20 protein-coding genes, 1 tRNA gene and 1 rRNA gene are annotated in these 23,644 nt (G+C 72.5%); 5 read left to right on the forward strand and 17 right to left on the reverse strand.

Annotated features, from left to right (window positions below):
• Together ABD080_RS00005 and ABD080_RS00010 are read right to left on the reverse strand one after the other, a co-directional pair.
• Positions 1 to 102 (reverse strand): 16S ribosomal RNA (locus tag ABD080_RS00005); the annotation flags it as partial.
• 577 nt (positions 103 to 679) lie between these two features.
• Positions 680 to 1,426: a demethylmenaquinone methyltransferase gene (locus ABD080_RS00010; protein ID WP_264449426.1), complete on the reverse strand. Its 747-nt coding sequence runs from the start codon at positions 1,424 to 1,426 to the stop codon at positions 680 to 682.
• A 159-nt stretch (positions 1,427 to 1,585) separates the two neighbouring features.
• On the opposite strand from ABD080_RS00010, the gene serC reads away from it, so the two are divergent.
• Positions 1,586 to 2,743 (forward strand): phosphoserine transaminase, encoded by a 1,158-nt coding sequence (gene serC / locus ABD080_RS00015; protein ID WP_264449427.1) that lies wholly within the window; start codon positions 1,586 to 1,588, stop codon positions 2,741 to 2,743.
• A gap of 106 nt (positions 2,744 to 2,849) precedes the next feature.
• Here serC and ABD080_RS00020 read toward each other — a convergent pair whose 3' ends face one another.
• The 12 genes from ABD080_RS00020 to ABD080_RS00075 all read right to left on the reverse strand — a co-directional run bounded on the left by ABD080_RS00020 (position 2,850) and on the right by ABD080_RS00075 (position 16,771).
• Complete coding sequence (locus ABD080_RS00020) at positions 2,850 to 3,302, reverse strand: MarR family winged helix-turn-helix transcriptional regulator (protein ID WP_264449428.1); 453 nt, start codon at positions 3,300 to 3,302, stop codon at positions 2,850 to 2,852.
• Positions 3,299 to 4,786: an NCS2 family permease gene (locus ABD080_RS00025; protein ID WP_264449429.1), complete on the reverse strand. Its 1,488-nt coding sequence runs from the start codon at positions 4,784 to 4,786 to the stop codon at positions 3,299 to 3,301. The genes ABD080_RS00020 and ABD080_RS00025 overlap by 4 nt, the downstream gene beginning before the upstream one ends.
• 119 nt (positions 4,787 to 4,905) lie before the next feature.
• Positions 4,906 to 5,661 (reverse strand): glucosamine-6-phosphate deaminase, encoded by a 756-nt coding sequence (gene nagB / locus ABD080_RS00030; protein WP_264449430.1) that lies wholly within the window; start codon positions 5,659 to 5,661, stop codon positions 4,906 to 4,908.
• A 218-nt stretch (positions 5,662 to 5,879) separates the two neighbouring features.
• The gene (locus ABD080_RS00035; protein ID WP_137770999.1) at positions 5,880 to 7,256 is read right to left on the reverse strand and encodes an NAD(P)/FAD-dependent oxidoreductase; all 1,377 of its coding nucleotides are present in this window, start codon (positions 7,254 to 7,256) and stop codon (positions 5,880 to 5,882) included.
• 62 nt (positions 7,257 to 7,318) lie between these two features.
• Entirely contained in the window at positions 7,319 to 8,278 is a 960-nt protein-coding gene (locus ABD080_RS00040) for a Ppx/GppA phosphatase family protein (RefSeq protein WP_264449432.1), read from the reverse strand.
• On the reverse strand, positions 8,275 to 8,865 hold the full coding sequence (locus ABD080_RS00045) for a DUF501 domain-containing protein (RefSeq protein WP_377827117.1): 591 nt from the start codon (positions 8,863 to 8,865) through the stop codon (positions 8,275 to 8,277). Before ABD080_RS00045 ends, ABD080_RS00040 begins: the two co-directional genes overlap by 4 nt.
• Positions 8,862 to 9,581, reverse strand: a complete 720-nt coding sequence (locus ABD080_RS00050; RefSeq protein WP_343903214.1) for an FtsB family cell division protein — start codon at positions 9,579 to 9,581, stop codon at positions 8,862 to 8,864. Before ABD080_RS00050 ends, ABD080_RS00045 begins: the two co-directional genes overlap by 4 nt.
• A 30-nt stretch (positions 9,582 to 9,611) precedes the next feature.
• A complete protein-coding gene (gene eno, locus ABD080_RS00055) occupies positions 9,612 to 10,904 on the reverse strand; it encodes a phosphopyruvate hydratase (RefSeq protein WP_264449435.1) in 1,293 nt (430 codons plus the stop codon).
• A gap of 66 nt (positions 10,905 to 10,970) precedes the next feature.
• Positions 10,971 to 11,822 carry a MazG nucleotide pyrophosphohydrolase domain-containing protein gene (locus ABD080_RS00060; protein ID WP_264449437.1) on the reverse strand — a complete coding sequence of 284 codons (852 nt, stop codon included), beginning with the start codon at positions 11,820 to 11,822 and terminating at the stop codon, positions 10,971 to 10,973.
• A gap of 24 nt (positions 11,823 to 11,846) precedes the next feature.
• The gene (mfd, locus tag ABD080_RS00065; RefSeq protein ID WP_343903215.1) at positions 11,847 to 15,419 is read right to left on the reverse strand and encodes a transcription-repair coupling factor; all 3,573 of its coding nucleotides are present in this window, start codon (positions 15,417 to 15,419) and stop codon (positions 11,847 to 11,849) included.
• The gene (gene pth / locus ABD080_RS00070; RefSeq protein WP_343903216.1) at positions 15,416 to 16,030 is read right to left on the reverse strand and encodes an aminoacyl-tRNA hydrolase; all 615 of its coding nucleotides are present in this window, start codon (positions 16,028 to 16,030) and stop codon (positions 15,416 to 15,418) included. Before pth ends, mfd begins: the two co-directional genes overlap by 4 nt.
• A 117-nt stretch (positions 16,031 to 16,147) precedes the next feature.
• The gene (locus ABD080_RS00075; RefSeq protein ID WP_343903217.1) at positions 16,148 to 16,771 is read right to left on the reverse strand and encodes a 50S ribosomal protein L25/general stress protein Ctc; all 624 of its coding nucleotides are present in this window, start codon (positions 16,769 to 16,771) and stop codon (positions 16,148 to 16,150) included.
• Between the two features lie 320 nt (positions 16,772 to 17,091).
• Here ABD080_RS00075 and ABD080_RS00080 point away from each other — a divergent pair, with 320 nt between their 5' ends.
• The gene (locus ABD080_RS00080; RefSeq protein ID WP_343903218.1) at positions 17,092 to 17,640 is read left to right on the forward strand and encodes a hypothetical protein; all 549 of its coding nucleotides are present in this window, start codon (positions 17,092 to 17,094) and stop codon (positions 17,638 to 17,640) included.
• A gap of 103 nt (positions 17,641 to 17,743) precedes the next feature.
• On the opposite strand, the gene ABD080_RS00085 is transcribed toward ABD080_RS00080, so the two are convergent.
• The 3 genes from ABD080_RS00085 to ABD080_RS00095 all read right to left on the reverse strand — a co-directional run bounded on the left by ABD080_RS00085 (position 17,744) and on the right by ABD080_RS00095 (position 20,359).
• Positions 17,744 to 18,724, reverse strand: a complete 981-nt coding sequence (locus tag ABD080_RS00085; RefSeq protein WP_137771006.1) for a ribose-phosphate diphosphokinase — start codon at positions 18,722 to 18,724, stop codon at positions 17,744 to 17,746.
• Complete coding sequence (glmU, locus tag ABD080_RS00090) at positions 18,721 to 20,229, reverse strand: bifunctional UDP-N-acetylglucosamine diphosphorylase/glucosamine-1-phosphate N-acetyltransferase GlmU (RefSeq protein WP_343903219.1); 1,509 nt, start codon at positions 20,227 to 20,229, stop codon at positions 18,721 to 18,723. Before glmU ends, ABD080_RS00085 begins: the two co-directional genes overlap by 4 nt.
• Positions 20,230 to 20,287: 58 nt before the next feature.
• Positions 20,288 to 20,359: transfer RNA gene (locus ABD080_RS00095), tRNA-Gln, on the reverse strand.
• A 144-nt stretch (positions 20,360 to 20,503) separates the two neighbouring features.
• On the opposite strand from ABD080_RS00095, the gene ABD080_RS00100 reads away from it, so the two are divergent.
• From ABD080_RS00100 to ABD080_RS00110, 3 genes are all read left to right on the forward strand, one after another.
• Positions 20,504 to 21,151: a TetR family transcriptional regulator gene (locus ABD080_RS00100; RefSeq protein ID WP_343903220.1), complete on the forward strand. Its 648-nt coding sequence runs from the start codon at positions 20,504 to 20,506 to the stop codon at positions 21,149 to 21,151.
• 37 nt (positions 21,152 to 21,188) lie between these two features.
• Positions 21,189 to 21,749, forward strand: a complete 561-nt coding sequence (locus ABD080_RS00105) for a MarR family winged helix-turn-helix transcriptional regulator (protein ID WP_343903221.1) — start codon at positions 21,189 to 21,191, stop codon at positions 21,747 to 21,749.
• A gap of 75 nt (positions 21,750 to 21,824) precedes the next feature.
• Entirely contained in the window at positions 21,825 to 23,633 is a 1,809-nt protein-coding gene (locus ABD080_RS00110; RefSeq protein WP_343903222.1) for an ABC-F family ATP-binding cassette domain-containing protein, read from the forward strand.
• Positions 23,634 to 23,644 lie beyond the last annotated feature (11 nt).

Below are 23,644 nucleotides of genomic sequence, written 5' to 3' on the forward strand. Positions count from 1 at the left end.
GCCACTAATCAGACCGAGCAAGCTCGGTCGTCATCGTTCGACTTGCATGTGTTAAGCACGCCGCCAGCGTTCGTCCTGAGCCAGGATCAAACTCTCCATGAAAAACATGAAAAACTATAAACCTGACAAAAAACAAACAACCAGCATGTAACTGCTAATCATCCGTATATTCTGCCAATCAAATATTGGCATCAACAAATAGACACGCTATTGAGATATCAAGCAACACGCGCACTCAGTATCAGAACCCTTCCGAGTTCCTCGCTCCGAGGCAACCCCTATAACTTAGGGGATCCGGTTCTCCATGTCAATTCGATGCGGTGTGAACCGCGCCTCATCAGTTCTGAAGTTATCCGAAGCGCCTGGTGGGAGTCGATTTCGCGTTCCGCCACTGCTGGCCTTCCCGCTGTCCCGATCTCCCGGGCACGAGGAAGAACATTACGTGGATCCCCGGGTCCGGTCAACTTGAGAGGCCCCATTTCGGAGTGGCCTCGGCCACTTTCCTCTCGCCCTCGGTATCACCGCAGGTCAGAGGGCGATCCGAGTCCTGAACCGGCTCGGCGGAGGGGATGATCCGGGTCCTCGCCCCGCTGCGGGTGCCCGCCACGGGGAACCATCGTCGCCACCGCCGGCGCCCGCACCCCTGCATGCCGGCACGTCCGGCCCGGCCGGCAGCTCCTCAGAGCGCCTGCGGTGCCCCGTCGGACGAGGAGCCCGTCGGCCCCTCCCCCGCGGTGGGGACGTACCCGCGGTGCAGCGCGACGATCCCCCCGGTGAGGTTCCGGTAGCGGACGTGCTCGAGACCTGCCTCCTGGAACCAGCCGCGCAGCTCCTGCTGATCCGGCCAGTCGAGGATCGACTCGGCGAGGTAGTCGTAGGCGTCCGAGCTCGTGGCGAACCGGGAGGCGACCACAGGGAGGGCACGCAGCAGGTAGCGCTCGTAGACCGTGCGCACGAGCCGCGCCGTGGGCGTGGAGAACTCGCAGACCACGACCCGGCCTCCGGGGCGCACCACGCGCGTCATCTCCGCGATCCCCCGGCGGGGGTCCTGGACGTTGCGCAGGCCGAAGGAGATCACTGCCGCGTCGAAGGAGTCGTCCGCGAAAGGGAGGTGATGCGCATCGGCCCCCACGAACGGAACCGGCGCGCCGCGGCGCCTGCCCTCGGTCATCATGCCGAGGGAGAAGTCTGCGGCCACGACTCGGGCCCCCGCTCGGGCGATCGCGGTCGAGGAGGTGCCGGTGCCCGCGGCGAGATCGAGGACGGCGCCCCCGGCATCGAGCTCGAGGGCGTCCACCATCAGCTCGCGCCACATGCGCACCTGGCCGAGCGCCGCCAGGTCGTTCATGAGGTCGTACCGCCCGGCGATGCTGTCGAACATCCCGGCGACGTCGTAGGGCTTCTTGTCCAGATCGGCACGGCTCATGCCCCGATCATGCCAGGGAATCCTCCACGTCGATGCCGGGCGCACCGCGGCCCGCAGCCCGGACCGGCCGCGGCGATCGTGCCCCGCGCTGGCAGGATGGGCCTCGACCTCGGCCCGCCCCGAAGAGCATCCGGGCCGACGACACGGAGGAGCACATCCATGACCGATCCCCGCACCGCCCGCGCCGAGGCGATCCGCGCCCTGAGCATCCCGTCCTCGCTGCTGCCCGCCGACGGCCGGTTCGGCTCCGGTCCCTCCCGGCTGCGCGACGAGCAGGTGGACGCGCTCGGCACGACCTACCGCGGCGTCCTCGGGACGTCCCATCGTCAGAAGCCCGTCAAGGAGCTCGTCGCCCGCACGCGTCGCGGGCTGGCGGAGCTCTTCTCGCTCCCCGAGGGCTACGAGGTCGTCCTCGGCAACGGCGGCTCGACCGCGTTCTGGGACGTCGCGGCGATCTCCCTCGTCGAGCGACGCTCCGAGCACCTCGTGCTCGGCGAGTTCTCGCAGAAGTTCGCGACCGAGACCACGAACGCCCCTCACCTGCTGGACCCGCTCGTCGTCACCGCGGAGCCGGGGAGCCTGCCCCGCCCCGTCGTCGACGAGGACGTGGACGCCTACGCGTGGCCGCACAACGAGACCTCCACCGGGGTGATGGTCCCCGTGGAGCGTCCCGCCGGTGCCCGCGAGGACCAGCTCGTGCTCGTCGACGCGACGTCGGTCGCCGGTGCGGCCCAGGTGGACGTCTCCCAGACTGACGCGTACTACTTCGCGCCCCAGAAGGCCTTCGCCTCCGACGGCGGGCTCTGGCTGTCGCTCCTCTCCTCCGCAGCGATCGAGCGCGCGGGCCGGCTCGAGGCGCAGTCCGACCGCTGGGTCCCCGGCTTCCTCTCCCTGCAGGCCGCGATCGACAACTCCCGCAAGGACCAGACGCTCAACACGCCTGCCGTGGCGACGCTCGCCCTGCTCGCCGACCAGGTCGAGTGGCTGCTCGAGCAGGGCGGTCTCGCCTGGTCCGACGCCCGCACCCGGGCGACCTCCGGTCTCCTGCACCAGTGGGCGGAGCGTCGACCCGAGGTCACGGCCTTCGTGAGCGATCCGGCCGCCCGCTCCCAGGTGGTGACGACGCTCGACATCGACGAGTCGATCGACGCCACCGCGATCACCTCGGTGCTGCGCGCCCACGGCGTCGTCGATGTCGAGCCGTACCGCAAGCTCGGGCGCAACCAGCTCCGCATCGCCACCTTCCCCGCGGTCCCCGAGTCCGACGTCGAGGCCCTCGTCGCCGTGCTGGACCACGTGCTCGACGCGACCGCCTGAGATTTCCGGGCATCGCGCCCTCCCCGCACGACGAACGGCCGGCCCCCTGAGGGGCCGGCCGTTCGTGCATCCGGGCGCGGGACGTGACCCGGGAGGAGTCTGCTCCTCAGCGGGGGCCGACGAGGGTGCGGCGCAGGATCGCGACCGCCTCGCCGAGCGTGCGCCGCTCCTCGTCGGTGATCTCCCCGATCCGGCCGCGCAGCCACTCGTCCCGCTCCTCGCGGCCGCGTCGCACGAGCTCCGACCCGGTCGCCGTGAGCGAGACGAGGACCTGACGGCCGTCCTGAGGATGGGCGCTGCGGGCGACCAGGCCGGCCTCCTCGAGCCGCGCGAGGATGCGGGTCATCACCGGCGGGGAGACGTGCTCGAAGCTCGCGAGCGCCCCGGGGGTGGACTCCCCCGAGCGCTCGAGGTACGCGAGGACCGAGTACTGGGAGGCGGAGACCTCGTCCGAGGCCGTGTGCGAGCGCAGCACACGCGAGGAGACCAGCAGCACGCGGCGCAGCTCCGCCGCGAGCTGCTCGTCGCCGACCCCGGGGGTCCCCGCCTCCGCGCTCACAGCAGCAGACCCTCGATCGCGCCGCGCAGGAAGTACACGACGAACATCGCCGCGATGACGTACATGAGCCAGTGCACCTCGCGGACCTTGCCGCGCACCAGGCGGATGAGCACGTACATGACGAACCCGGCGCCCATGCCGACGGTGATCGAGTAGGCGAAGGGCATGAAGATGATCGTCAGGAAGGCCGGGATCGCGATCTCGGGATCCGTGAAGTCGATCGAGGTCACGTTGGTCATCATGAGGAAGCCGACCATGACCAGCGCCGGGGTCGCCGCCTCGTAGGGCACGGCCGCGACCAGCGGGGACAGGAAGGTCGCGAGCAGGAACGCGACGCCCGTGACGACCGAGGCGAGGCCCGTGCGGGCGCCGTCGGCCACGCCGGAGGTGGACTCGACGAAGCTCGTGTTCGAGGAGACGCCGCCGACGCCTCCGCCGAGCGCCGCGAGGGAGTCGACGACGAGGATGCGCTGGGAATGGGGGATGTCGCCCTTCTCGTCGAGCAGGTCGCCCTCGCCGGCGACGGCGACCATCGTGCCCATCGTGTCGAAGAAGTCGGCGAGCAGCAGGGAGAAGACGATGACGGAGGCGCCGACGACGCCCGCCGCCTGGATCCCGCCCCACGGGTCGACCTGGAACAGCGTCGCGAAGTCGGGCAGGGCGATCGGGGAGCCCTGGAGCGCCGGGACGTTCATGCTCCAGCCCTCGGGGTTCGCGGCGCTGAGGGTGCCGTCGGAGTAGGCGCCGATGCCCGTGACCGCCTCGATGATCGTCGCGAGCACGGTCGCCGTGACGATCGAGATGAGGATCGCGCCGGGCACCTTGCGCACCCAGAGCACGAGCATGAGCACGAGGCCCACGACGAAGACGAGGGTCGGCCAGCCGGTGAGGGAGCCGTCGTTGCCCAGCTGCACGGGCGTGCCCGCGGCGTGGGTGATGAAACGGGCGTTGTACAGGCCGATGAAGGCGATGAACAGGCCGATGCCCACGCTGATCGCGGTCTTCATGAAGGCCGGCACGGCGTCGAAGACCGCCTTGCGGAACCCGGTGAGCACGAGGACGAGCACGAGCACGCCCTCGATCGCGACGAGGCCCATCGCCCCGGCCCAGGTCATGCCCGGCAGGGAGACCACGGAGTAGGCGAGGTAGGCGTTCAGCCCCAGGCCCGCCGCGAGCGCGAGCGGAAACTTCGCCCAGGCGCCCATGAGGAGGGTCAGCACACCGGCCACGAGAGCGGTGCCGGCGGCGACCGCCGCGAGGTTGGGCTCGGTGCCGCCGCCCAGGTAGTGCCCGGTCGAATCGGGCACGGTGCCGATGATGAGCGGGTTCAGCACCACGATGTAGCACATCGAGAAGAAGGTGACGAGGCCGCCGCGCACCTCGCGCGCGACGGTCGACCCGCGCTCGCTCAGGTGGAAGTAGCGGTCCAGGGGGGATCGGGTCGCGACGCTCGCTGCGCCGCCGGAGGAGGGATCAGCCTGCATGCAGGAATCGTATCGGCCACGTCCTCCGCTCCCCCTCTCGGGACCGCCCGGGGCCCCGAACTGTGACCAGCCTCCGCCCGCGCCCGGGACGGCGGCCGTCCTGGGCGCGGGCCCGCCGGTCAGCGGGCGGCGCGGTAGTCCTCGGCGAGCTCGAGCCGGGACGCGGCCGCCTCGTCCACGACCACGGTCACATGCGGGTGCAGCTGCAGCACGGTCGCCGGCCAGCGGGCGCTCACCGCGCCCTCGACGAGCTGGGCGACAGCGGCGGCCTTCTGCTCCCCCGTGGCGGTCAGCACGATCCGGCGCGCCTCGCGGATGGTGCCGAGGCCCTGGCTGAGAGCGTGACGTGGGACGTCCTCGGCGCGGTCGAAGAAGCGGGCGTTCGCCTCGATCGTCGAGCGCGTGAGGGCGACGACGCGGGTGCGGGAGGCGAGCGAGCTGCCCGGCTCGTTGAAAGCGATGTGGCCGTTGACGCCGATGCCGAGGATCTGGAGGTCCACTCCCCCGGCGGCGGCGATCGCGGCGTCGTAGCGCTCGGCCTCCTCGGCGGGGTCCGCCGCGGCGCCGTCCGGCGAGATCACCGTGGAACTGTCGAGGTCCACGTGGTCCACGAGCTGCTCGCGGATGAAGCGGTGGTAGCTCTGCGGGTGGTCCGCGGGCAGGCCCACGTACTCGTCCAGGAGGAAGGCGCGCGCGCCCGCGAAGGAGAGGCCCTCCTCCCGGTGGCGGCGGATCAGCTCCGCGTAGGCGGCGACCGGTGAGGAGCCGGTCGCGAGGCCCAGCACCGCGCCGTCCCCGGCCCGGAGGACCTGCTCGAACTCGTCGGCCACGGCGCGTGCTCCGGCGGCTGCGTCCTGCGCGATGACGATCTCCATGGCCGTTCTCCCTCTCCCCACCCGAGATGACCGTTCATGCTCGGGTGCTGCGTCTGCTGATCACATTCGGTCACAGCATAGCGCGTCCCGTCGCCCGCGGGCGCCGGAGGTGACCGACGGGACGCGGGCACGGCGAAGGGCCCCGGACACGAGGTCCGGGGCCCTTCACGAGCGGCGCCGACGAGGTCGACGGGGTGGGCGGCTCTGCCGCCCTGCGGTCACTTCTTCTTGGGACCGGAGTTCGCGGCGAGCTCGAAGGCCGCGCGGGGATCGGCCGACTGCGGGATGCCGATGATGTCGCGGCGCGAGACCAGGTTCGAGGCCCAGCCCGCGAGCACGGCGGCCTTGCGGCCCAGGGTCGGCATCGCGTACACGTGGTACGCACGGGCCATGGCCCAGGCCGGGAGACCGCGCACGTCGATCTCCTTGTCGCCCAGCATGAGCCGGCCGACGCCCTTGTACATGCCCAGCGTCGCCATGACGCCGAGGTTCTTGTGGTAGTAGTCCACGAGCGGGCGACCCTGGACGGAGCGCGCGACGTTGTCCGCGATCCGCTTGCCCTGACGCGTCGCGTGCTGGGCGTTGGGCGGGCAGAACTTGCCCTCGCCCGAGGCGAGATCCGGCACCGCGGCGCAGTCGCCCCCGGCGAAGACGTTGTCGATCGGGCCCTCGGCGCCGTTCACGCGGAGGTCCGCGAGGGTGTCGAGCTTGCCCATGAGCGGGCCGCGCTCCGTGACCACGGGGAGGTCCGAGGACTCCTCGTCCATGAGGATCGGGTTCGGCTTGACGCCGGCGTTCCACACGAGGAGGTCGGTCTCGAACTCGTCGCCGTCGGACGTCTTGATGACGCCGTTCTCGGCGGAGTTCAGGAAGGTCTCGAGCTTGACCTCGATGCCGCGCTCGCGCAGCTGGTTCAGCACGTAGGCGCGCTGGTCCTCGGTGAGCTCGGGGAACACGAACGGGGCCGCGTCGATGAGCACGAAGCGGATGTCCGAGGCGTGCAGGTCGGGGTAGTAGCGCAGTGCGTCGCGGACCATGTCCTCGGCCTCGGTGACGGCCTCGCCGCCGGCGAAGCCGCCGCCGATGTAGGTGAAGGTGAGCAGGCGCTTGCGGACCTTCGGGTCCTTCGTCGAGGCGGCCTCGGCGAGGTTCGCGAGGATCTTGTCGCGGACCGTGATGGCCTCCTCGACCTGCTTGAAGCCGATCGCGTTCTCGGCGAGGCCGGGGATCGGGAGCAGACGCGGCACGGCGCCGAGGCCCACGACGAGGTAGTCGTACGCGATCTCGAGCTGGGCGCCGTCCTCGGTCGTGACGACGACGGTGTTGTCCGCGCTGCGGATCGCCGAGACGCCGCCGGTGACGACCTTGGTGCCGGGGAGGATCTTGCGCAGCGGCGCGAGGACGTTGCGGGGATCGATGCTGCCCGCGCCGACCTCGGGGAGGAAGGGCGCGTAGGTCATGTAGGGGCGCGGGTCGACGATCGTGATCGCCACCTCCGTGCCGAGGGTCTTGCGCAGCTCGGACGCGGTCGTCAGACCGACGGATCCGCCGCCGAGGATCAGGACATGGGGCTTGCCGCCGAAGGTGGTGTTCATGTCGCCCAGCCTAGAACCGTCGGGCCCCGGTTCCAAAACGGGTGCACTCCTCGGACGTCTGCTCAGCGCTCCCGGGCCTCGACGCGGTCCAGGACGTCCAGGGCGATCCCGTCGAGGATGTCGTGCTCGCTCGTCACCGTCGTCGTCACCGCGGAGAGGTCGGCGACCCGTCGGAGGATCCGCGCCCAGATGAGCGCTCCGGCGCCGATGACGTCGATGCGGCCGGGGTGGATGATCCCGAGCTCACCGCGCTCCTCCCGGGTCATGGCGAGCAGGCGCTCGCACACGGCGATCGCGTCGCCGATCGACCGCGAGGCGCCGTGGACGACGTCCGGCCGGTACTCGGTGAGCCCCTCCGCGACCGCCGTGACCGTCGTGACCGTGCCGGCCGTGCCCACGAGGGATGTCGCCTCCTGCAGCGGCAGCCGCTCCGCGGCCGTGTCCAGCAGCGCGTCGACGTCCGCCGCCGCGGCCGCGATCTCCTCCGCGGTGGGCGGGTCCGAGCGCAGGTGCCGCTCCGTGAGCCGCACGGAGCCCATGTCCAGGCTGATCCGCGCCTCCGGCTCCTCGGTGCCGAGCACGAGCTCCGTGGAGCCGCCGCCGATGTCGACGACGACGCGCGGGCCGGCGGGAAGCTGCGGCAGCGTGCTCACGGCGCCGCGGAAGGAGAGCGCCGCCTCCTCCTCGCCGCTGATGACCTCGACCTGCACGCCGAGGATCTCGCGGATGCCGTCGATGAACACGTCGCGGTTCGCGGCGTCGCGGGTCGCCGAGGTCGCCACGAAGCGCAGCTCCCGGGCCCCGTGCTGCGCGATGAGCGCCGCGTAGCCGCGCGCCGCCTCGAACGTGCGCTCCACAGCGGCGGGGTCGAAGCGGCCGGTGCGGTCCACGCCGTACCCCAGGCGGACCATCTCGAGGCGTCGCTCGAGGTCCACCATTCCGCCGGTGGACGGGTCCCGACGTGCGATCAGCAGGCGGATCGAGTTGGTGCCGCAGTCGATCGCGGCGACGGGGGCGCTCATGCGGTGGCTCCCTCGGTGCCGGCGGCGTCGGCCTCGTCCTCCGCGGAGGCGCAGCGGCAGACCAGCTCCGGGAGCACCCCGGGGATCCCCGCGAGGATCTCGTCCGCCACGGGGTTCACCCCGGGCCCCTCGGCGAGGGCCTGGCCGGCGAGCGCGTGGAGGCACTTCACACGGGTGGGCATGCCGCCCGCGCTCACGCTCGCGACCTCCTCGGCGCGGCCGACCTCGTCGCGCCGCGCGATGTAGCGCTCGTGGGCGCGCGCGTAGCCCGCGGCGAGCTCGGCGTCCTCGCCGAGCCGCTCGGTGAGCTCGGCCATGCGCCCGGTGGCCTCGATCCGGGAGATGTCCAGGGTCAGCCACGGCAGCGTCAGGTACAGCGAGGTGGGGAACGGCGTGCCGTCCTCGAGCCGGGGCCGGGTGCGGACCACCGCGGGGCGGCCGCAGCCGCAGCGCCGGGCGATCGAGACGACGCCGCGCATGTCGCGACCGAGCTGCTCGCGCATCGCGGCGAGGTCCTCGGCGGTCGCGGGCGACTCGAAGGGGAGCGGCGGCAGGGCCGCGGCGTCGGGGGCGGGGGCGGTGGTCACGGGGTGGCGTCCTCGGTGCTGCTGGGGGTCGGGGTGTCGGCGGGATCCGCGGGATCGGTGGTCTCGGCATCCTCCGGGGAGTCCGATCCGGTCTCGTCGGGGATGTCCTCCGCGGTGAGCCGGCTCGCGCCCTCGAGGCTGTCCCAGAGGGTCGAGAACCACTCACCGCTCGCGGAGGCCTCCACGGCCTTCTCGTCCTCGGTGAGGGGCACGTCCCGGCCGGAGGTGTCGGTGAGGCGGTACTGGGTCTCCCCCGGCATCGCGAACAGGAGCCGCTCGCGGGCCTGTGCGGCGACGAAGGCCGGGTCCTGCCAGCGGTCGACCTCGGACTGCAGCTCGTCGACCTCGTCCTGCTGCTGCGAGACCTGCTCGTGCAGGGCCGCGAGCTGCTGGCGCTGCGCGACGTAGGAGTTGATCGTCGGCACGAGCGCGGCGAGGGCGACCACGACGAGGGTCACCAGCACGAGCGTGCGACGCGTGATCGTGATGCCCGGACCGTCCTCCGCCGCGGCGCAGGACGAGGTGGTGCGGGGTCGGGAGGCCGCGGCGGGGCCGCGATGGCGGTCGCTGGTGGTCCCCGCGGAGGAGGCGCGGCCCGATGCCCGGGAGCCCCGGGCGGACGGGCCGGCGCCGGGCGCGCCGCCGGCGCGTCGGCCCCCGGACGCAGGGACCGGGCGCCTCGCTGATCGCGGGGCGCCCGGTCGCTTCGAGGTCATGCCCGAAGGCTACCGCCTCGACCTGAGGGCTCAGCCCTTCGCGGGCGTGAAACGCGGGAAGGCGGCGGCACCGGCGTAGGTGCCCGCCTCGTCCAGCTCCTCCTCGATGCGGAGCAGCTGGTTGTACTTGTTGACGCGCTCGCCGCGGGCGGGCGCACCGGACTTGATCTGGCCGCAGTTGGTGGCGACGGCGAGGTCCGCGATGGTCGTGTCCTCGGTCTCGCCGGAGCGGTGGGACATCATCGCCTTGAAGCCCGCGCGGTGCGCGAGCTCGACGGCGTCGAAGGTCTCCGTGAGCGAGCCGATCTGGTTGACCTTCACGAGGAGGGCGTTGGCGGCGCGCTCGTCGATGCCGCGGCCCAGGCGCTCCGGGTTGGTGACGAAGAGGTCGTCGCCCACGAGCTGGACCTTGTCGCCGAGCTGGGCGGTGATGGTCTTCCATCCCTCCCAGTCCTCCTCGTCCAGCGGGTCCTCGATCGAGACCAGCGGGTAGGAGGCGACGAGCTCGGAGTAGTACGCGGCCATCTCCTCGGAGGACTTCTTCGCGCCCTCGAAGGTGTAGGCGCCGTCGGAGAAGAACTCCGAGGCGGCGACGTCGAGCGCGAGCGCGACGTCCTTGCCCGGCACGAAGCCGGCCTTCTCGATGGCCTCGACGATGAGGTCGAGCGCCGCGCGGTTGGACTCGAGGTTCGGCGCGAAGCCGCCCTCGTCGCCCAGCCCCGTGGACAGGCCGCGCTCCTTGAGCACGGACTTCAGCTGGTGGTAGACCTCGGCGCCGGTGCGCAGCGCCTCGCTGTAGGTCTCCGCGCCGATCGGCGCGATCATGAACTCCTGGATGTCGACGTTGGAGTCCGCGTGGGACCCGCCGTTGAGGATGTTCATCATCGGGACGGGCAGGACATGGGCGTTCGGGCCGCCCAGGTACTGGTAGAGCGGGACGCCGGCGGAGTCCGCGGCGGCCTTCGCGACGGCGAGCGAGACGCCGAGGATCGCGTTGGCGCCGATCTTGCCCTTGTTGGCGGTGCCGTCGAGCTCGAGCATCGCCTGATCGATCGCGCGCTGCTCCTGCACGTCGAAGCCGACGACGGCCGGGCCGAGCTCGTCGATGACGGCCGCGACGGCCTGCTCGACGCCCTTGCCCAGGTAACGGCCCTTGTCGCCGTCACGACGCTCGACGGCCTCGAAGGCGCCGGTCGAGGCGCCGGAGGGGACCTCGGCGCGGGCGAAGGTGCCGTCGTCGAGGAGGACCTCCACCTCGACGGTGGGGTTGCCGCGGGAGTCCAGGATCTCGCGGGCGTGGACGGCATCGATCAGAGCTGCCATGTGCTGTTCCTTCCATCGGATGAAGTTCCGTCATGGCCGGTCGACGCTGACCCACCGCCGGACAGTCTAGGCGGTCCCGTCCGCATGCGTCCCGCGTGCCCGGGCGACCCGCGCATCGGCGCGGGCGAGCAGCGAGCGCAGCGCCGTCTCCGGGTCGGTGTCGCGCTCCTCCGCCGCGACGACGAGGTCGAGCAGCGCACGCGCGAGCTCGTCGTCCTCGGCCGCGGTCCCGGGCTCGCCGGGGTCCGAGGACCCCGCTGCCACCTCGGCGTCCGCGGCGGCGAGCAGCGCGTCGAGGGCCCCGGCGGAGCGGGCGCGGTGCACCATCTTGGCTCCGCGCTGGAGCGCCGGCAGCGCGGCCGGGATCCCCTCGGACCAGGCGCGCCGGGGGTCCGTGCCGTCCGTGGTGCCGTCTGCGTCCCTCGAGGCGGCGGCCTTCTCCTGCGCCTTCACCGCATGCCACTGCGCGATGATCGCCTCGACGTCCGCCGGGTCCTCGAGCGCGTCCTCCCGCCCCGCCCCGAACACGTGGGGGTTGCGGCGCTCCATCTTCGCGACGAACGAGCGGGCCACGTCGTCGACGTCCCAGGCGGGCTCCTCCTCCTGCCCGATCCGGGCGTGGAAGAGGATCTGGAAGAGCAGGTCGCCGAGCTCGTCGCGCAGCGCCACGGGGCCGTGCGCCGCGGGGTCGTCGATCACCTCGAGGACCTCGTGGGTCTCCTCGAGCAGGTAGCGCGCGAGCGAGGCATGGGTCTGCGTGTGCGACCAGGCGTCGCCGTCCGGGGCACGAAGCGCCTCCATGACCTCCACCGCCCGCAGCAGGGCGGCACCCCGCGGAGCACCCTCCCGCGGGACGGAGTGCCTGCCGGGGGTCTCGGGGGACGGTGCGGCCGGGGTCCGGTCTCGGTGCTCGCTCACGTCCCCGAGGCTACCCGCGGCGGATCACTCGCCGTCGGACCGCGAGATCTGCTCCGCGGCCGACGGCACGAGGGTGCGCAGGACCTCGCGCGCCCAGTCCAGCAGCGCGTGGTCGCGCAGCTCCGTGCCGCCGAAGCGCGCGGTCGTCGGCCGCGGCACGAGCACCTGCCGCACGGCCGGCTTGAGCATCGTGCCGGGGTACAGCCGCTTCATGCGCATCGCGACCGAGTCCGCGGGCTCGACGTGCGCGAAGCGGATCATCTTGCCCTGCGCCTGCACCTCGTCGATGCCTGCGGCGCGGGCGTCGATCCGGAACCGCGCGACGTCCAGGAGCAGGGACACCGGCTCCGGCAGCGGGCCGTAGCGGTCCACGAGCTCGGCCGCGACCTGCTCGATCTCCTCGACCTCGCGCACGGCCGAGAGCTTCGAGTACGCCTCGAGGCGCAGCCGCTCGGAGGGGATGTAGTCGTGCGGGAGGTGCGCGTCCACGGGGAGCTCGACGCGGATCTCCTTCTCCGGCGCGGTCGTCTCGCCGCGGAAGGCCGCGACGGCCTCCCCCACCATCCGCACGTAGAGGTCGAATCCCACCCCGGCGATGTGACCGGACTGCTCGCCGCCCAGCAGGTTGCCCGCGCCGCGGATCTCGAGGTCCTTCATCGCGACCCGCATGCCCGCGCCGAGGTCGGTGTTCGTCGCGAGGGTCGTGAGCCGGTCGTGGGCCGTCTCGGTGAGCGGCTTCGTGGCGCTGTAGAGGAAGTAGGCGTACGCGCGCTCGCTCGAGCGGCCCACGCGGCCCCGCAGCTGGTGCAGCTGCGAGAGGCCGAAGCGGTCCGCGTTCTCCACGATGAGCGTGTTCGCGTTCGCGATGTCCAGGCCCGTCTCCACGATGGTGGTGCAGACGAGGACGTCGAACTCCCGCTCCCAGAAGTCGAGGATGACGCGCTCGAGCTGGTGCTCGTTCATCTTGCCGTGGGCGACCTGGACGCGTGCGTCGGGGACCAGCTCCCGCAGGTGCGCGGCGACCCGGTCGATGTCCTCGACCCGGTTGTGCACGTAGAACACCTGGCCCTCGCGCAGCAGCTCGCGCCGGATCGCGGCGGTGACCTGCTTGTCCTCCTGCGCGCCGACGTAGGTGAGCACAGGGTGGCGCTCCTCCGGCGGCGTCGCGAGCGTCGACATCTCCCGGATGCCCGTGACGGCCATCTCGAGCGTGCGCGGGATCGGAGTGGCGGACATGGCGAGCACGTCGACGTCGGTCCGCAGCGCCTTCAGGGTCTCCTTGTGCTCGACGCCGAAGCGCTGCTCCTCGTCGATGATGAGCAGGCCGAGGTCCTTGAAGCGCACCTGCCCGGTGAGCAGGCGGTGGGTGCCGATGACGACGTCGACGGAGCCGTCGAGCAGGCCGTCGATCGTCGCCTGGGAGTCCGCCGCGGACTGGAAGCGGCTGAGGCCCTTCACGGTCACGGGGAAGCCCGTGTACCGCTCGGTGAAGGTGTCGAGATGCTGCTGGGCGAGGAGCGTCGTCGGCGCGAGCACGGCGACCTGCTTGCCGTCCTGCACGGCCTTGAAGGCCGCGCGCACCGCGATCTCCGTCTTCCCGTAGCCGACGTCGCCGAGGATGAGCCGGTCCATGGGGACCGACTTCTCCATGTCGCCCTTGACGTCGTCGAGGGCGGAGAGCTGGTCCGGCGTCTCGATGAACTCGAAGGCGTCCTCGAGCTCCCGCTGCCACGGTGTGTCGGGGGCGAAGGCGTGGCCGGGTGCGGACTGCCGCGCCGAGTACAGACGCACGAGCTCGTCGGCGATCTCCCGGATCGCCTTGCGGGCGCGGGACTTCGTCTTGGCCCAGTCCGCGCCGCCCATGCGGTTGACGCTCGGCTCCTCGCCGCCGACGTACTTCGTGACCTGGTCGAGCTGGTCGCTCGGGACGTAGAGGCGGTCGCCGGGCTGGCCCTTCTTCGAGGCCGAGTACTCGATGACGAGGTACTCGCGGGTCGTGGCCTTCGCCCCGGAGCCCACGGTGCGGCTCGTCATCTCGACGAAGCGGCCGACGCCGTGGTGGGAGTGCACGACGAAGTCGCCGGGCCGCAGCTGCAGCGGGTCCACCACGTTGCGTCGGCGCGAGGGCATGCGCCGCTCCTCGCCGCGGCGGGCGCCGGACTTTCCCGTGAGGTCGCGCTCCGAGGCGAGCAGGACCTTCGCGTCCTCGTCGACGAGCCCCTCGGGGAACGGGCCGACGGTGACGACCGCCTCGCCCTCGGCGACGGGGCCCTCGAGGTGGTCCGCATAGACGGCGGGCAGGCCCTCCGCGCGCAGGTTCTCGCTCGCGTGGCGGGCGGATCCCTGGCCGGTGAGCGTCGCGACGATGCGCCAGCCGTCCTTGCGGCGGCGCTCGAGGTCCTGGGCGGCGTCCCCGGGCTTCCCCGAGTAGCCGGGGTGCGTGGTCGCGGTCGTGGCCGTGAGGTCGACGTCGCTCTCGAGCCCGAAGGCGGCGAGCGTGAACCAGGGCCGGCCGCCCGCGCGGGCATGGCCCTTCGCCTCGGAGAGCGGGACGAAGCTCGCGGCGCCGACGTCGATCGGGAGCCCGCCGCCGGCGGCGGCGCTCGACCAGGCCGCCGCGAGGAACTCGTCCGTCGTCGCGACGAGCTCCGCGGCACGGGCGCGGATCTTCTCGGGGTCCATGAGCAGGAAGCGCGCGCCGGCGGGGAGGACGTCCGCCACCTGCTGCATCTCCTCGACGAGCACGGCGCTGAGGGACTCCATGCCGTCCACGGCGATGCCCGCGGCGATGCGCTGGAGCATCTCGGCGACGCCGGGGAGATCCTCCGCCATCGCCCGGGCGCGCTCGCGCACGGCCGGGGTCAGCAGGATCTCCCGGCAGGGCGGGGCGTCGAGGCCGTGCGGGGCCGGGTCCAGGGAGCGCTGGTCGGCGACGGAGAAGTAGCGGACATCGTCCACCTCGTCGCCGAAGAGGTCCACGCGCACCGGGTGCGGCTCGGTGGGCGGGAAGACGTCGAGGATGCCTCCGCGCACGGCGAACTCCCCCCGCTTCTCCACCATGTCCACGCGCGCATAGGCGGCGTCGACGAGATCCTGCTCGAGGTCCTCGAGGGCATAGGTGTCCCCCACCGCGGCGCGGACCGGCCGGAGGTCGCCCAGGCCCGCGGCGATCGGCTGGAGCAGGGAGCGCACGGGCATGAGCAGCACGTGCACGGGACGCTCGGTCTCGGGATGGGCGATCCGCCGCAGCGTCGCGAGGCGCCGGGCGACGGTGTCCGCGCGCGGCGAGAGCCGCTCATGGGGAAGGGTCTCCCAGGCGGGGAGCTCGGCGAGGTGCTCGGTGCCCACGAGGGAGCCGAGCGCGGAGCGGAGGTCCTCGGCGGCGCGCGTCGTCGGGGTGACGACGACGAGCGGGCTCTCGGCGCTCGAGGCGCGCGCGAGGTCCGCGACGGCGAAGGGGAACAGGCCCGTCGCCGCGACCATGTCGCCGCCGCTGCCGTCGGCCGTCCCGGAGGCGACGAGCTCGCGGATCGCGGAGAGGTCGCGCCCGCCGGCGAGCAGGTCGAGCAGGGGGGCGAGCGGGGCGGTGGGGGTCATCGGGCCTCCGGGGAGTGGAATCGCTGCTGGGCGGCGGTGAGGCCCTGCAGCACGAGCGCCTCGACGGCGTCCGCCGCGTCGGAGACGAGCATGTCCAGGCTCTTGCGCTCGGTCGAGCTGAACGGGGAGAGCACGAAGTCCGCGGTGTCCTTGCTGCCCGGGGGCCGGCCCACGCCGACCCGCACGCGCAGGTAGTCCTTCGTCCCGAGGGCCTTGGTGATGTCGCGCAGGCCGTTGTGGCCGCCCTCTCCGCCCCCGCGCTTGAGACGCACGGAGTCGAAGGGGATGTCCACCTCGTCGTGGACCACGACGACCCGCTCGGGCGGCACGTCGTAGTAGGACGCGAGCGCCTTGACGGGGCCGCCCGAGGTGTTCATGTAGGTGGAGGGCTTCGCGAGCACGACCCGCTCGTCCGCACCGGGGAGGCCGAGCCTGCCCTCGACGACGACGGCCTGGGCGCGGCGGGCGGCGGAGAACCGCGACCTCGTCGCGGCCGCGATGTGGTCCAGCACCATCTGGCCCACGTTGTGGCGGGTCGCGGCGTAGCGGTCCCCGGGGTTGCCGAGGCCGATCACCAGATACGTGCCCGCGCTGCGGTCGGACGTGCTCACGTGCTCCTCCTGAACATGACGAGAGGGGCCTCCGGCATACCGGGGCCCCGGGAGAAACCTACCGGGGCGCCGCGCTGCTGCGCGACGCCCCGGCGGGTCGGTGTGATCCGAGGATCGTCACTCCTGCTCGGAGGACTCCTCCTCGGCACCCTCGGAGTCGGTGTCCTCGGCGCCCTCGGCGTCCTCGGCCTCCGGCTCCTCCTGGACGCGCGGGATCTGGATGGCGACGACGAGCAGCTCGGCGTCGGTGACCAGCTCGGCACCCTCGGGGAGGGTGACGTCGCCGGCGAAGACCTGGTCGCCGTCGACCTTCTCGTCGACGGAGATCTCGACGTGCTCGGGCACGTGGAGGGCGTCGACCGAGAGGGTGAGGGCCTGGAGGTCCAGGACCGAGATCGCCGGGGCGACGGGCTCGCCGGTGACGGTCACGGGCACGTCGACCTCGACCTTCTCGCCGCGCTTGACGATGATGAGGTCGAGGTGCGCGAGGGTCCGGTGCAGCGGGTGGCGCTGGATCTCCTTGATGAGCGCCAGGTGCGAGGTGCCGTCGGCCAGCTGGAGGTCCAGCAGGGCGTTGGAGTTGCGGGCGGCCAGCGCGGTCTCGTGGCCCGGGAGCACCAGGTGCAGGGGGGCCTCGCCGTGGCCGTACAGGACGGCGGGGATCTTGTGCTCGGCGCGGATGCGGCGGGCGGCGCCCTTGCCGAACTCGTCGCGCAGCTCGACGTTCAGGGTCTCAGCCATGGGGGTTCTCCTCGTGATCGGGGGTCGTGCATCGCGGGGCGAGGACACGACGGACCCGATCCGGCGCCGGGCGCCGGAGGGACCGCACCGCGTCGATCACGGGACGCCCGGGGCGTCCCCTCGCCGAAGTGACCTCGAGAAGATAGCACGCACCCGCGCCCGGTCCGCACGGGAGGTGACGACGATCGCTGCTCGGGTGCCCGGCGCACGCGCTCCGGGCAGGGACGCTGGTCCCGCCGAGCGGCCGACGGAGCTCCCTGGTCTCGATCACGTCAGCGACAGCCGACGGAGCGAGTCTCCGTCCCGACACCGGGAAGACCATGACCACCGCCGCCCCCTCCTCCTCCACCACGTCCGCCCGCGGCACCGCCGCCCCCGCCCGCGCGGGCCTCACACTGCTCGGCGCGGTCCGCATCCTGCTGGGCCTCACCTTCCTGTGGGCGTTCCTCGACAAGACCTTCGGCCTCGGCTTCGCGACTCCCGCGGACCGCGCCTGGATCCGCGGCGACTCCCCGACCGCCGGCTTCCTCGGCGGGGCGATCGAGGCGGGCAACCCGTTCGCGGGGCTGTGGCGGTTCTGGCTGTCCCTGAACCCCGTCACCGACGTGCTGTTCATGGCGGGCCTGCTCGGGATCGGGCTGGCGCTCGTGCTCGGGATCGGCATGCGCATCGCCGCCGTCTCCGGCGCCGCGATGTTCGCGCTCATGTACCTCGCCTCGTTCCCGCTCACCACGAACCCGGTGATCGACGAGCACCTCGTGCACGGCGTGCTCGTCGTCGCCCTCGCCGCGATCGGCGCGGGGGACCACCTGGGCCTCGGCGCCACCTGGAGGCGGCTCGTCGGCGACCGGGCGCGCTGGCTGATCTGAGCCGCGCACCCGCCGGACCGGGCACGGCCCGGACGGCGGGAGGGCCCGCATCCCCGGGTGGGGATGCGGGCCCTCCCGCGCGGCGGCGGTCCCGGGCGGGGCCTCAGACCTCGCCGTCGAAGAGGCTCGTCACCGAGCCGTCGTCGAAGACCGCGCGGATCGCCCGGGCGATGAGCGGCGCGATCGAGAGCTGCGTGAGCTCCTCGAACTGCTTCTCCTCGGGGATCGGGAGGGTGTTGGTGCAGACCACCTCGCGCACACCGGAGTCGCGCAGGCGCTGCGCGGCCGGGTCGGAGAGGATCGGGTGCGTCGTCGCGATGACGACCGAGGAGGCGCCGTTCTTCGTGAGCGCCTCGACGGCCTGCACGATCGTGCCTGCGGTGTCGATCATGTCGTCCACGAGGATGCAGGTCTTGCCGGAGATGTCGCCGATCACGCGCTTCGCGACGGCCTGGTTGGGCCGCTTCGGGTCGCGGGACTTGTGGATGAACGCGAGGTTCACGCCGCCCAGGCGCTTGGCCCACTGCTCCGCGACGCGGATGCGCCCGGCGTCCGGGGAGACGACGGCGATGTCCTCGGAGCCGTACTTCCGGCTCACGTAGTCCGCGAGGATCGGGAGCGCCATGAGATGGTCCACCGGCTGGCTGAAGTAGCCCTGCACCTGCGGGGCGTGGAGGTCCACGGACATCATGCGGTCGATGCCGGCGGTCTCGTAGAGGTCCGCCATGAGGCGGGCGGAGATCGGCTCGCGGCCGCGGTGCTTCTTGTCCTGGCGGGCGTAGGGGAAGCTCGGCGAGATCGCGGTGATGCGCTTGGCGGAGGCCCGCTTGAGCGCGTCGATCATGATCAGGTGCTCCATCACCCAGGTGTTGATGGGCGCCGGGTGGGACTGCAGGACGAAGGCGTCGCTGCCGCGCACGGACTCGCCGTAGCGCACGTAGATCTCGCCGTTGGCGAAGTCCCAGGCGTCCATCGGGAGGACCTCGACGCCGAGCTCCTGGGAGACCTCCTGCGCGAGGACCGGGTGGGCCCTGCCGGAGGCGAGCACGAGCCGCTTCTCCCCCGTGGTGACGATTCCGCTCATCGCTGCCCCTGCTCCTTGCTGTCGTCGCTGTGGCCCTCGGCCGTTCCGGACGCGGCGTCGGCGGCGGAGGCATCCGCACCGTCGAGGGCGGCACGAGCCGCGGCCTCGGCCGCGGTCCCCGCACGGCGTCGCAGGGTCCATCCTTCCACGTTCCGCTGCGAGCCCGCGTTCACGGCGAGCGCCCCCGGCGGCACGTCCTTGCGCACCGTGGTGCCGGCGCCGGTCGCCGCCCCGTCGCCGATGGTGACGGGGGCCACGAGCACGCTGTCCGAGCCGACCCGGACGTGGCGGCCGACGGTGGTGCGGTGCTTCTCGACGCCGTCGTAGTTCGCGAAGATCGTCGCGGCGCCGATGTTGGTGCCCTCGCCGATCTCCGCGTCCCCGACGTAGCTGAGGTGCGGGACCTTCGCACCCTCGCCGATCCGTGCGTTCTTCGTCTCGACGAAGCCGCCGATCTTGCCCTTCGCGCCGAGCGAGGTGCCCGCGCGCAGGTAGGAGAACGGGCCGACGGTCGCACCGGGTCCGATCTCCGCGAGCACCGCGTGGGAGCGCAGCACGCTCGCCCCGGCACCCACCTCGGTGTCCCGCAGGGTCGTGTCCGGGCCGATCTCGGCGTCCTCGCCGACGTCCGTCGCGCCGTGGAGCTGGACGCCGGGGCGGATGATCGCGTCCTGACCGATCGTGACGTCGGCGTCGATCCAGGTGGTGGCCGGGTCCACGATCGTCACGCCGGCGCGCATGTGGCGCTCGAGGATGCGGCGGTTCATCTCCGCGCCGAGCTGCGCGAGCTGTACTCGGTCGTTGACGCCCTCGACCATCATGAGGTCGGAGGTGACGAGCGCGCGCACCGAGCCGCCGTCCTCGCGGGCGATCGCGAGGACGTCCGTGAGGTACATCTCGCCCTGGGCGTTGTCCGTCGTGATGCGGCCCAGCGCGTCGCGGAGGACGGCGAGGTCGAAGGCGTAGATGCCGGAGTTGATCTCGTCGATCCCCCGCTGCTCCTCCGTGGCGTCCTTGTGCTCGACGATCCCGAGCACCTCGGCGCCGTCCTGGCTGCGGAGGATGCGGCCGTAGCCGGTGGGGTCGGGGACCTTCGCGGTGAGCACGGTGACCGCGGCGCCCGCCTGCTCGTGGGCGGCGACGAGCTCGCGCAGCGTGCCCGCCTCGAGGAGCGGGACGTCGCCGTAGGTGACGAGCACGGTGCCGGTCGCGGCGGCGACCTTCTCGAGACCGCACTGCACGGCGCGGCCGGTCCCGGGGACCTCGTCCTGGTCGGCGACGGTGACCTCGGGGGCGTGGTCGGCGAGGTGGGCGGCGACGCGGTCGCGCTCGTGGCGGAGCACGACGACGAGCTCACCGGGCCCGGTGCCCTCGGCGGCGGTCACGGCGTGGACCAGGAGCGAGCGGCCCCCGATCTCGTGCAGGACCTTGGGGGTCCGGGACCGCATGCGGGTTCCGGCCCCGGCGGCCAGGACCACCACGGCGGCGGGTGCGGGGTTTTCCACGGGGGCTGCTCCTCGGGATCGACGACATCTCCATCCCCGGACGGGGAGGCGGAGGGCGTTCCGCCATCAGGATTCGAACCTGAAACATCAGAACCAAAATCTGAGGTGTTGCCGATTACACCATGGCGGAAGGACGCGCACCGGACGGTCCGCGAGCGGGCCGCAGGGGACTCCCTGCGGGGCCGACGGCGACCGGCGCGAGGCCGCACCGATCCTATCCGCCGCGGATCCCGCCCGCCGCCGGGAGCGCGCGGCCTGTGCCAGACTCGCCCCCATGGCGAACGACCAGGCCCCGCGCCCGCGCTCCGTCCGGATGACCGGCCGGGAGCGTCGTGAGCAGCTCGTGGCCGTGGGTCGTCGCCTCTTCGCGGAGAAGGGGTACGACGCCGCGAGCGTCGAGGAGATCGCCGCCCGCGCGAAGGTCTCCAAGCCCGTCGTCTACGAGCACTTCGGTGGCAAGGAGGGTCTGTACGCCGTCATCGTGGACCGCGAGGTGGGAGCGCTGCTCGCTGCCCTCGAGCAGTCCCTCCAGGACCAGCGCTCGCACCCCCGGGTGCTCATGGAGCGCGCGGCGCTCGCCTTCCTCTCCTACATCGACGACAACGAGGACGGCTTCCGCATGCTCGTGCGGGACTCCCCCGTGAGCCAGAGCGGCGGCACCTTCTCCTCCCTGCTGAGCGACGTCGCCCGCCGCGTCGAGGGGATCCTGGCCGCCCAGCTCAAGCTTCGCGGCTACCCCACGAAGGACGCCCCGGTGTACGCGCAGATGCTCGTGGGCATGGTGGCGTACACGGGCCAGTGGTGGCTCGAGACGCACAAGCCGTCCAAGGAGGTCCTGGCCGCGAGGCTCGTGAACCTCTCCTGGTTCGGGCTCGCGGCGATGGAGAAGAAGCCCGAGCTCCGTGGCGGCGCCGGCTCCTGAGCGGAAGCGGCGCGGGTCGCCCTCTAGACTCACGCCCATGTCCTCCGCCTCCACCGAGCACTCCGAGACGCCCGGAGCGGCCGCACCGACCGCCCCGTCCGACGAGGTGGAGCGGATCGTGCGCGGGTGGGCGAGCGCCCGGCCGGACCTCGACACCCGACCCCTCGAGGTCTACTCGCGCATCTCGCGCCTCGCCCGCCATCTCGAGAGCGCGCGCCGTGAGGCGTTCGCCGGGGCAGGGCTCGAGGGCTGGGAGTTCGACATGCTCTCCGCCCTGCGCCGCAGCGGGGACGACGCGCTCTCCGCCGGGGCGCTCATGCAGCAGACCCTCGTGACCTCCGGGACCATGACCGCCCGGCTCGACAAGCTCGTCGCCAAGGGCCTCGTGACGCGGGCCCGCTCCCCCCGGGACGGTCGCGCGGTCGAGGTGCGCCTGCATCCCGAGGGCGCCGCGCGCGTGGACGCGGCGATGGAGAGCCTGCTCGCGGCGGAGCGGGAGCTCCTGGCCCCGCTCGCCGACGGCGAGGAGGACCTGCTGATCCGGCTGCTGCGCGAGCTGCTGCTCACCTTCGAGGCGGACGCCCGCCCCGGGGACTGACCTCCCCGGCCCCGCGGCTCCGCTCGACACCACCCCGTCATCACCCCGTCACTTCGTCCCTGAGGACCCTCCTGCATGGCCCATCTGCTCGGCACCCAGTTGCTCCACCTCGCCCTCCCCGACCGCGTCCTCCTGGACGACGTGACCCTCGGCATCGACGAGGGCGACCGCATCGGGGTCGTGGGGCGCAACGGCGACGGCAAGTCCACCCTGCTGCGTCTGCTCTCGCGCGAGCGCACCCCCGACTCCGGCCGAGTCACCGTGCGCGGCGGGGTGCGCGTCGGCGTGCTCGACCAGCAGGACGAGGCCGCCCCCGGGGTGAGCGTCCGCGACCGCGTCGTGGGCGACCGCCCCGAGCACGAATGGGCCTCGGACCCGCGGATCCGCGACGTGCTCGCGGGGCTGCTCGGCGGCATCGACCTGGACCTGCAGCTCAGCGCCCTCTCCGGCGGCCAGCTGCGGCGCGTCCACCTCGCCGAGCTGCTCGTGGGCGACTGGGACGTGCTGCTGCTGGACGAGCCCACCAACCACCTCGACGTCGAGGGCATCGCCTGGCTCGCCGAGCACCTGCGCCGGCGCTGGTCCGTGCGCGACGGCGGGCTCGTGGTCATCACCCACGACCGCTGGTTCCTCGACGCCGTGTGCACCCGCATGTGGGAGGTGCACGACGGCGTCGTCGACCCCTTCGAGGGCGGCTACGCGGCGTACGTGCTCCAGCGGGTCGAGCGCGACCGGCAGGCCGCGGCGATCGAGTCCAAGCGCCAGAACCTCATGCGCAAGGAGCTCGCCTGGCTGCGCCGCGGCGCCCCGGCCCGCACGTCGAAGCCGAAGTTCCGCATCGACGCGGCGAACGAGCTCATCGCCGGGGAGCCGCCCGTGCGCGACACCGTCGAGCTCACGCAGCTCGCGACCTCCCGCCTGGGCCGGGACGTCATCGACGTCCTCGACGTGACCGCCGGCTACGACGGCACGCCCGTGCTCGAGGACGTGACGCTGCACATCGGCCCGGCGGACAGGATCGGGATCCTCGGCCCCAACGGTGCCGGGAAGTCCACGCTGCTGGGCCTCGTGCGCGGCACGGTGACCCCGATGAGCGGGCGGGTGAAGCGCGGGAGGACCGTCACGGTGCGCCAGGTGTCCCAGCGCCTCGAGGGGCTCGCGGATCTCGGCGAGGAGCGCATCAGCGACGTCGTCGGCCGCTACCGCACGACCTTCCGCGCCGGGAAGGACGAGGTCTCCCCCGGGCAGCTGCTCGAACGGCTCGGCTTCACCACCGCCCATCAGAAGGTGCAGGTCAAGGCCCTCTCCGGTGGTCAGCAGCGACGGCTGGACCTGCTGCTGACCCTGCTCGAGGAGCCCAACGTGCTCGTGCTCGACGAGCCCACCAACGACATGGACACGGACATGCTCGCGGCGATGGAGGACCTGCTGGACACCTGGCCGGGCCCGCTGCTCGTCGTCTCGCACGACCGCTACCTGCTCGAGCGCGTCACCGATCAGCAGTACGCCGTGCTCGACGGGCACGTGCGCCACCTCCCCGGCGGCGTGGAGCAGTACCTCTCCCTGCGCGAGCAGCAGGAGCGGACGGCCGAGGAACCGCCCGCCGCGCGAGCCGCCGCGGGCAGCCCCGACCCCGCCGGGTCCCCGGCCGCCCCGGGGCTGAGCGGCAAGGAGCTGCGGGACGCCCAGAAGGAGCTCTCCGCGCTCGAGCGGCGGATGGGGAAGCTCGCCACGCAGCGGGAGGCGCTCGTGTCACGGATGGCCGAGCACGACCAGTCCGACTACACGGGGCTCGCCGCGCTCACGGCGGAGATGAGCGACCTGCAGGACGAGAACGACCGGGCGGAGGAGCGCTGGCTCGAGCTCTCGGAGCAGCTGGGCTGAGCTCCCCCGCG

The organism is Brachybacterium rhamnosum, from assembly GCF_039526185.1.
GTDB lineage: Bacteria > Actinomycetota > Actinomycetes > Actinomycetales > Dermabacteraceae > Brachybacterium > Brachybacterium rhamnosum.

Bases quoted from the DNA above. Each gene is read 5' to 3' on its own strand.
- mfd (WP_343903215.1), bottom strand. From the start codon at position 15,419: ATGACCCCCACCGCCCCGCTCGCCCCCCTGCTCGACCTGCTCGCCGGC.
- ABD080_RS00025 (WP_264449429.1), bottom strand. From the start codon at position 4,786: ATGCAGGCTGATCCCTCCTCCGGCGGCGCAGCGAGCGTCGCGACCCGA.
- ABD080_RS00085 (WP_137771006.1), bottom strand. From the start codon at position 18,724: ATGAGCGGAATCGTCACCACGGGGGAGAAGCGGCTCGTGCTCGCCTCC.
- ABD080_RS00010 (WP_264449426.1), bottom strand. From the start codon at position 1,426: ATGAGCCGTGCCGATCTGGACAAGAAGCCCTACGACGTCGCCGGGATG.
- ABD080_RS00105 (WP_343903221.1), top strand. From the start codon at position 21,189: ATGTCCTCCGCCTCCACCGAGCACTCCGAGACGCCCGGAGCGGCCGCA.
- ABD080_RS00075 (WP_343903217.1), bottom strand. From the start codon at position 16,771: ATGGCTGAGACCCTGAACGTCGAGCTGCGCGACGAGTTCGGCAAGGGC.
- serC (WP_264449427.1), top strand. From the start codon at position 1,586: ATGACCGATCCCCGCACCGCCCGCGCCGAGGCGATCCGCGCCCTGAGC.
- eno (WP_264449435.1), bottom strand. From the start codon at position 10,904: ATGGCAGCTCTGATCGATGCCGTCCACGCCCGCGAGATCCTGGACTCC.
- nagB (WP_264449430.1), bottom strand. From the start codon at position 5,661: ATGGAGATCGTCATCGCGCAGGACGCAGCCGCCGGAGCACGCGCCGTG.
- ABD080_RS00110 (WP_343903222.1), top strand. From the start codon at position 21,825: ATGGCCCATCTGCTCGGCACCCAGTTGCTCCACCTCGCCCTCCCCGAC.
- ABD080_RS00100 (WP_343903220.1), top strand. From the start codon at position 20,504: ATGGCGAACGACCAGGCCCCGCGCCCGCGCTCCGTCCGGATGACCGGC.
- ABD080_RS00035 (WP_137770999.1), bottom strand. From the start codon at position 7,256: ATGAACACCACCTTCGGCGGCAAGCCCCATGTCCTGATCCTCGGCGGC.
- ABD080_RS00050 (WP_343903214.1), bottom strand. From the start codon at position 9,581: ATGACCTCGAAGCGACCGGGCGCCCCGCGATCAGCGAGGCGCCCGGTC.
- ABD080_RS00080 (WP_343903218.1), top strand. From the start codon at position 17,092: ATGACCACCGCCGCCCCCTCCTCCTCCACCACGTCCGCCCGCGGCACC.
- ABD080_RS00040 (WP_264449432.1), bottom strand. From the start codon at position 8,278: ATGAGCGCCCCCGTCGCCGCGATCGACTGCGGCACCAACTCGATCCGC.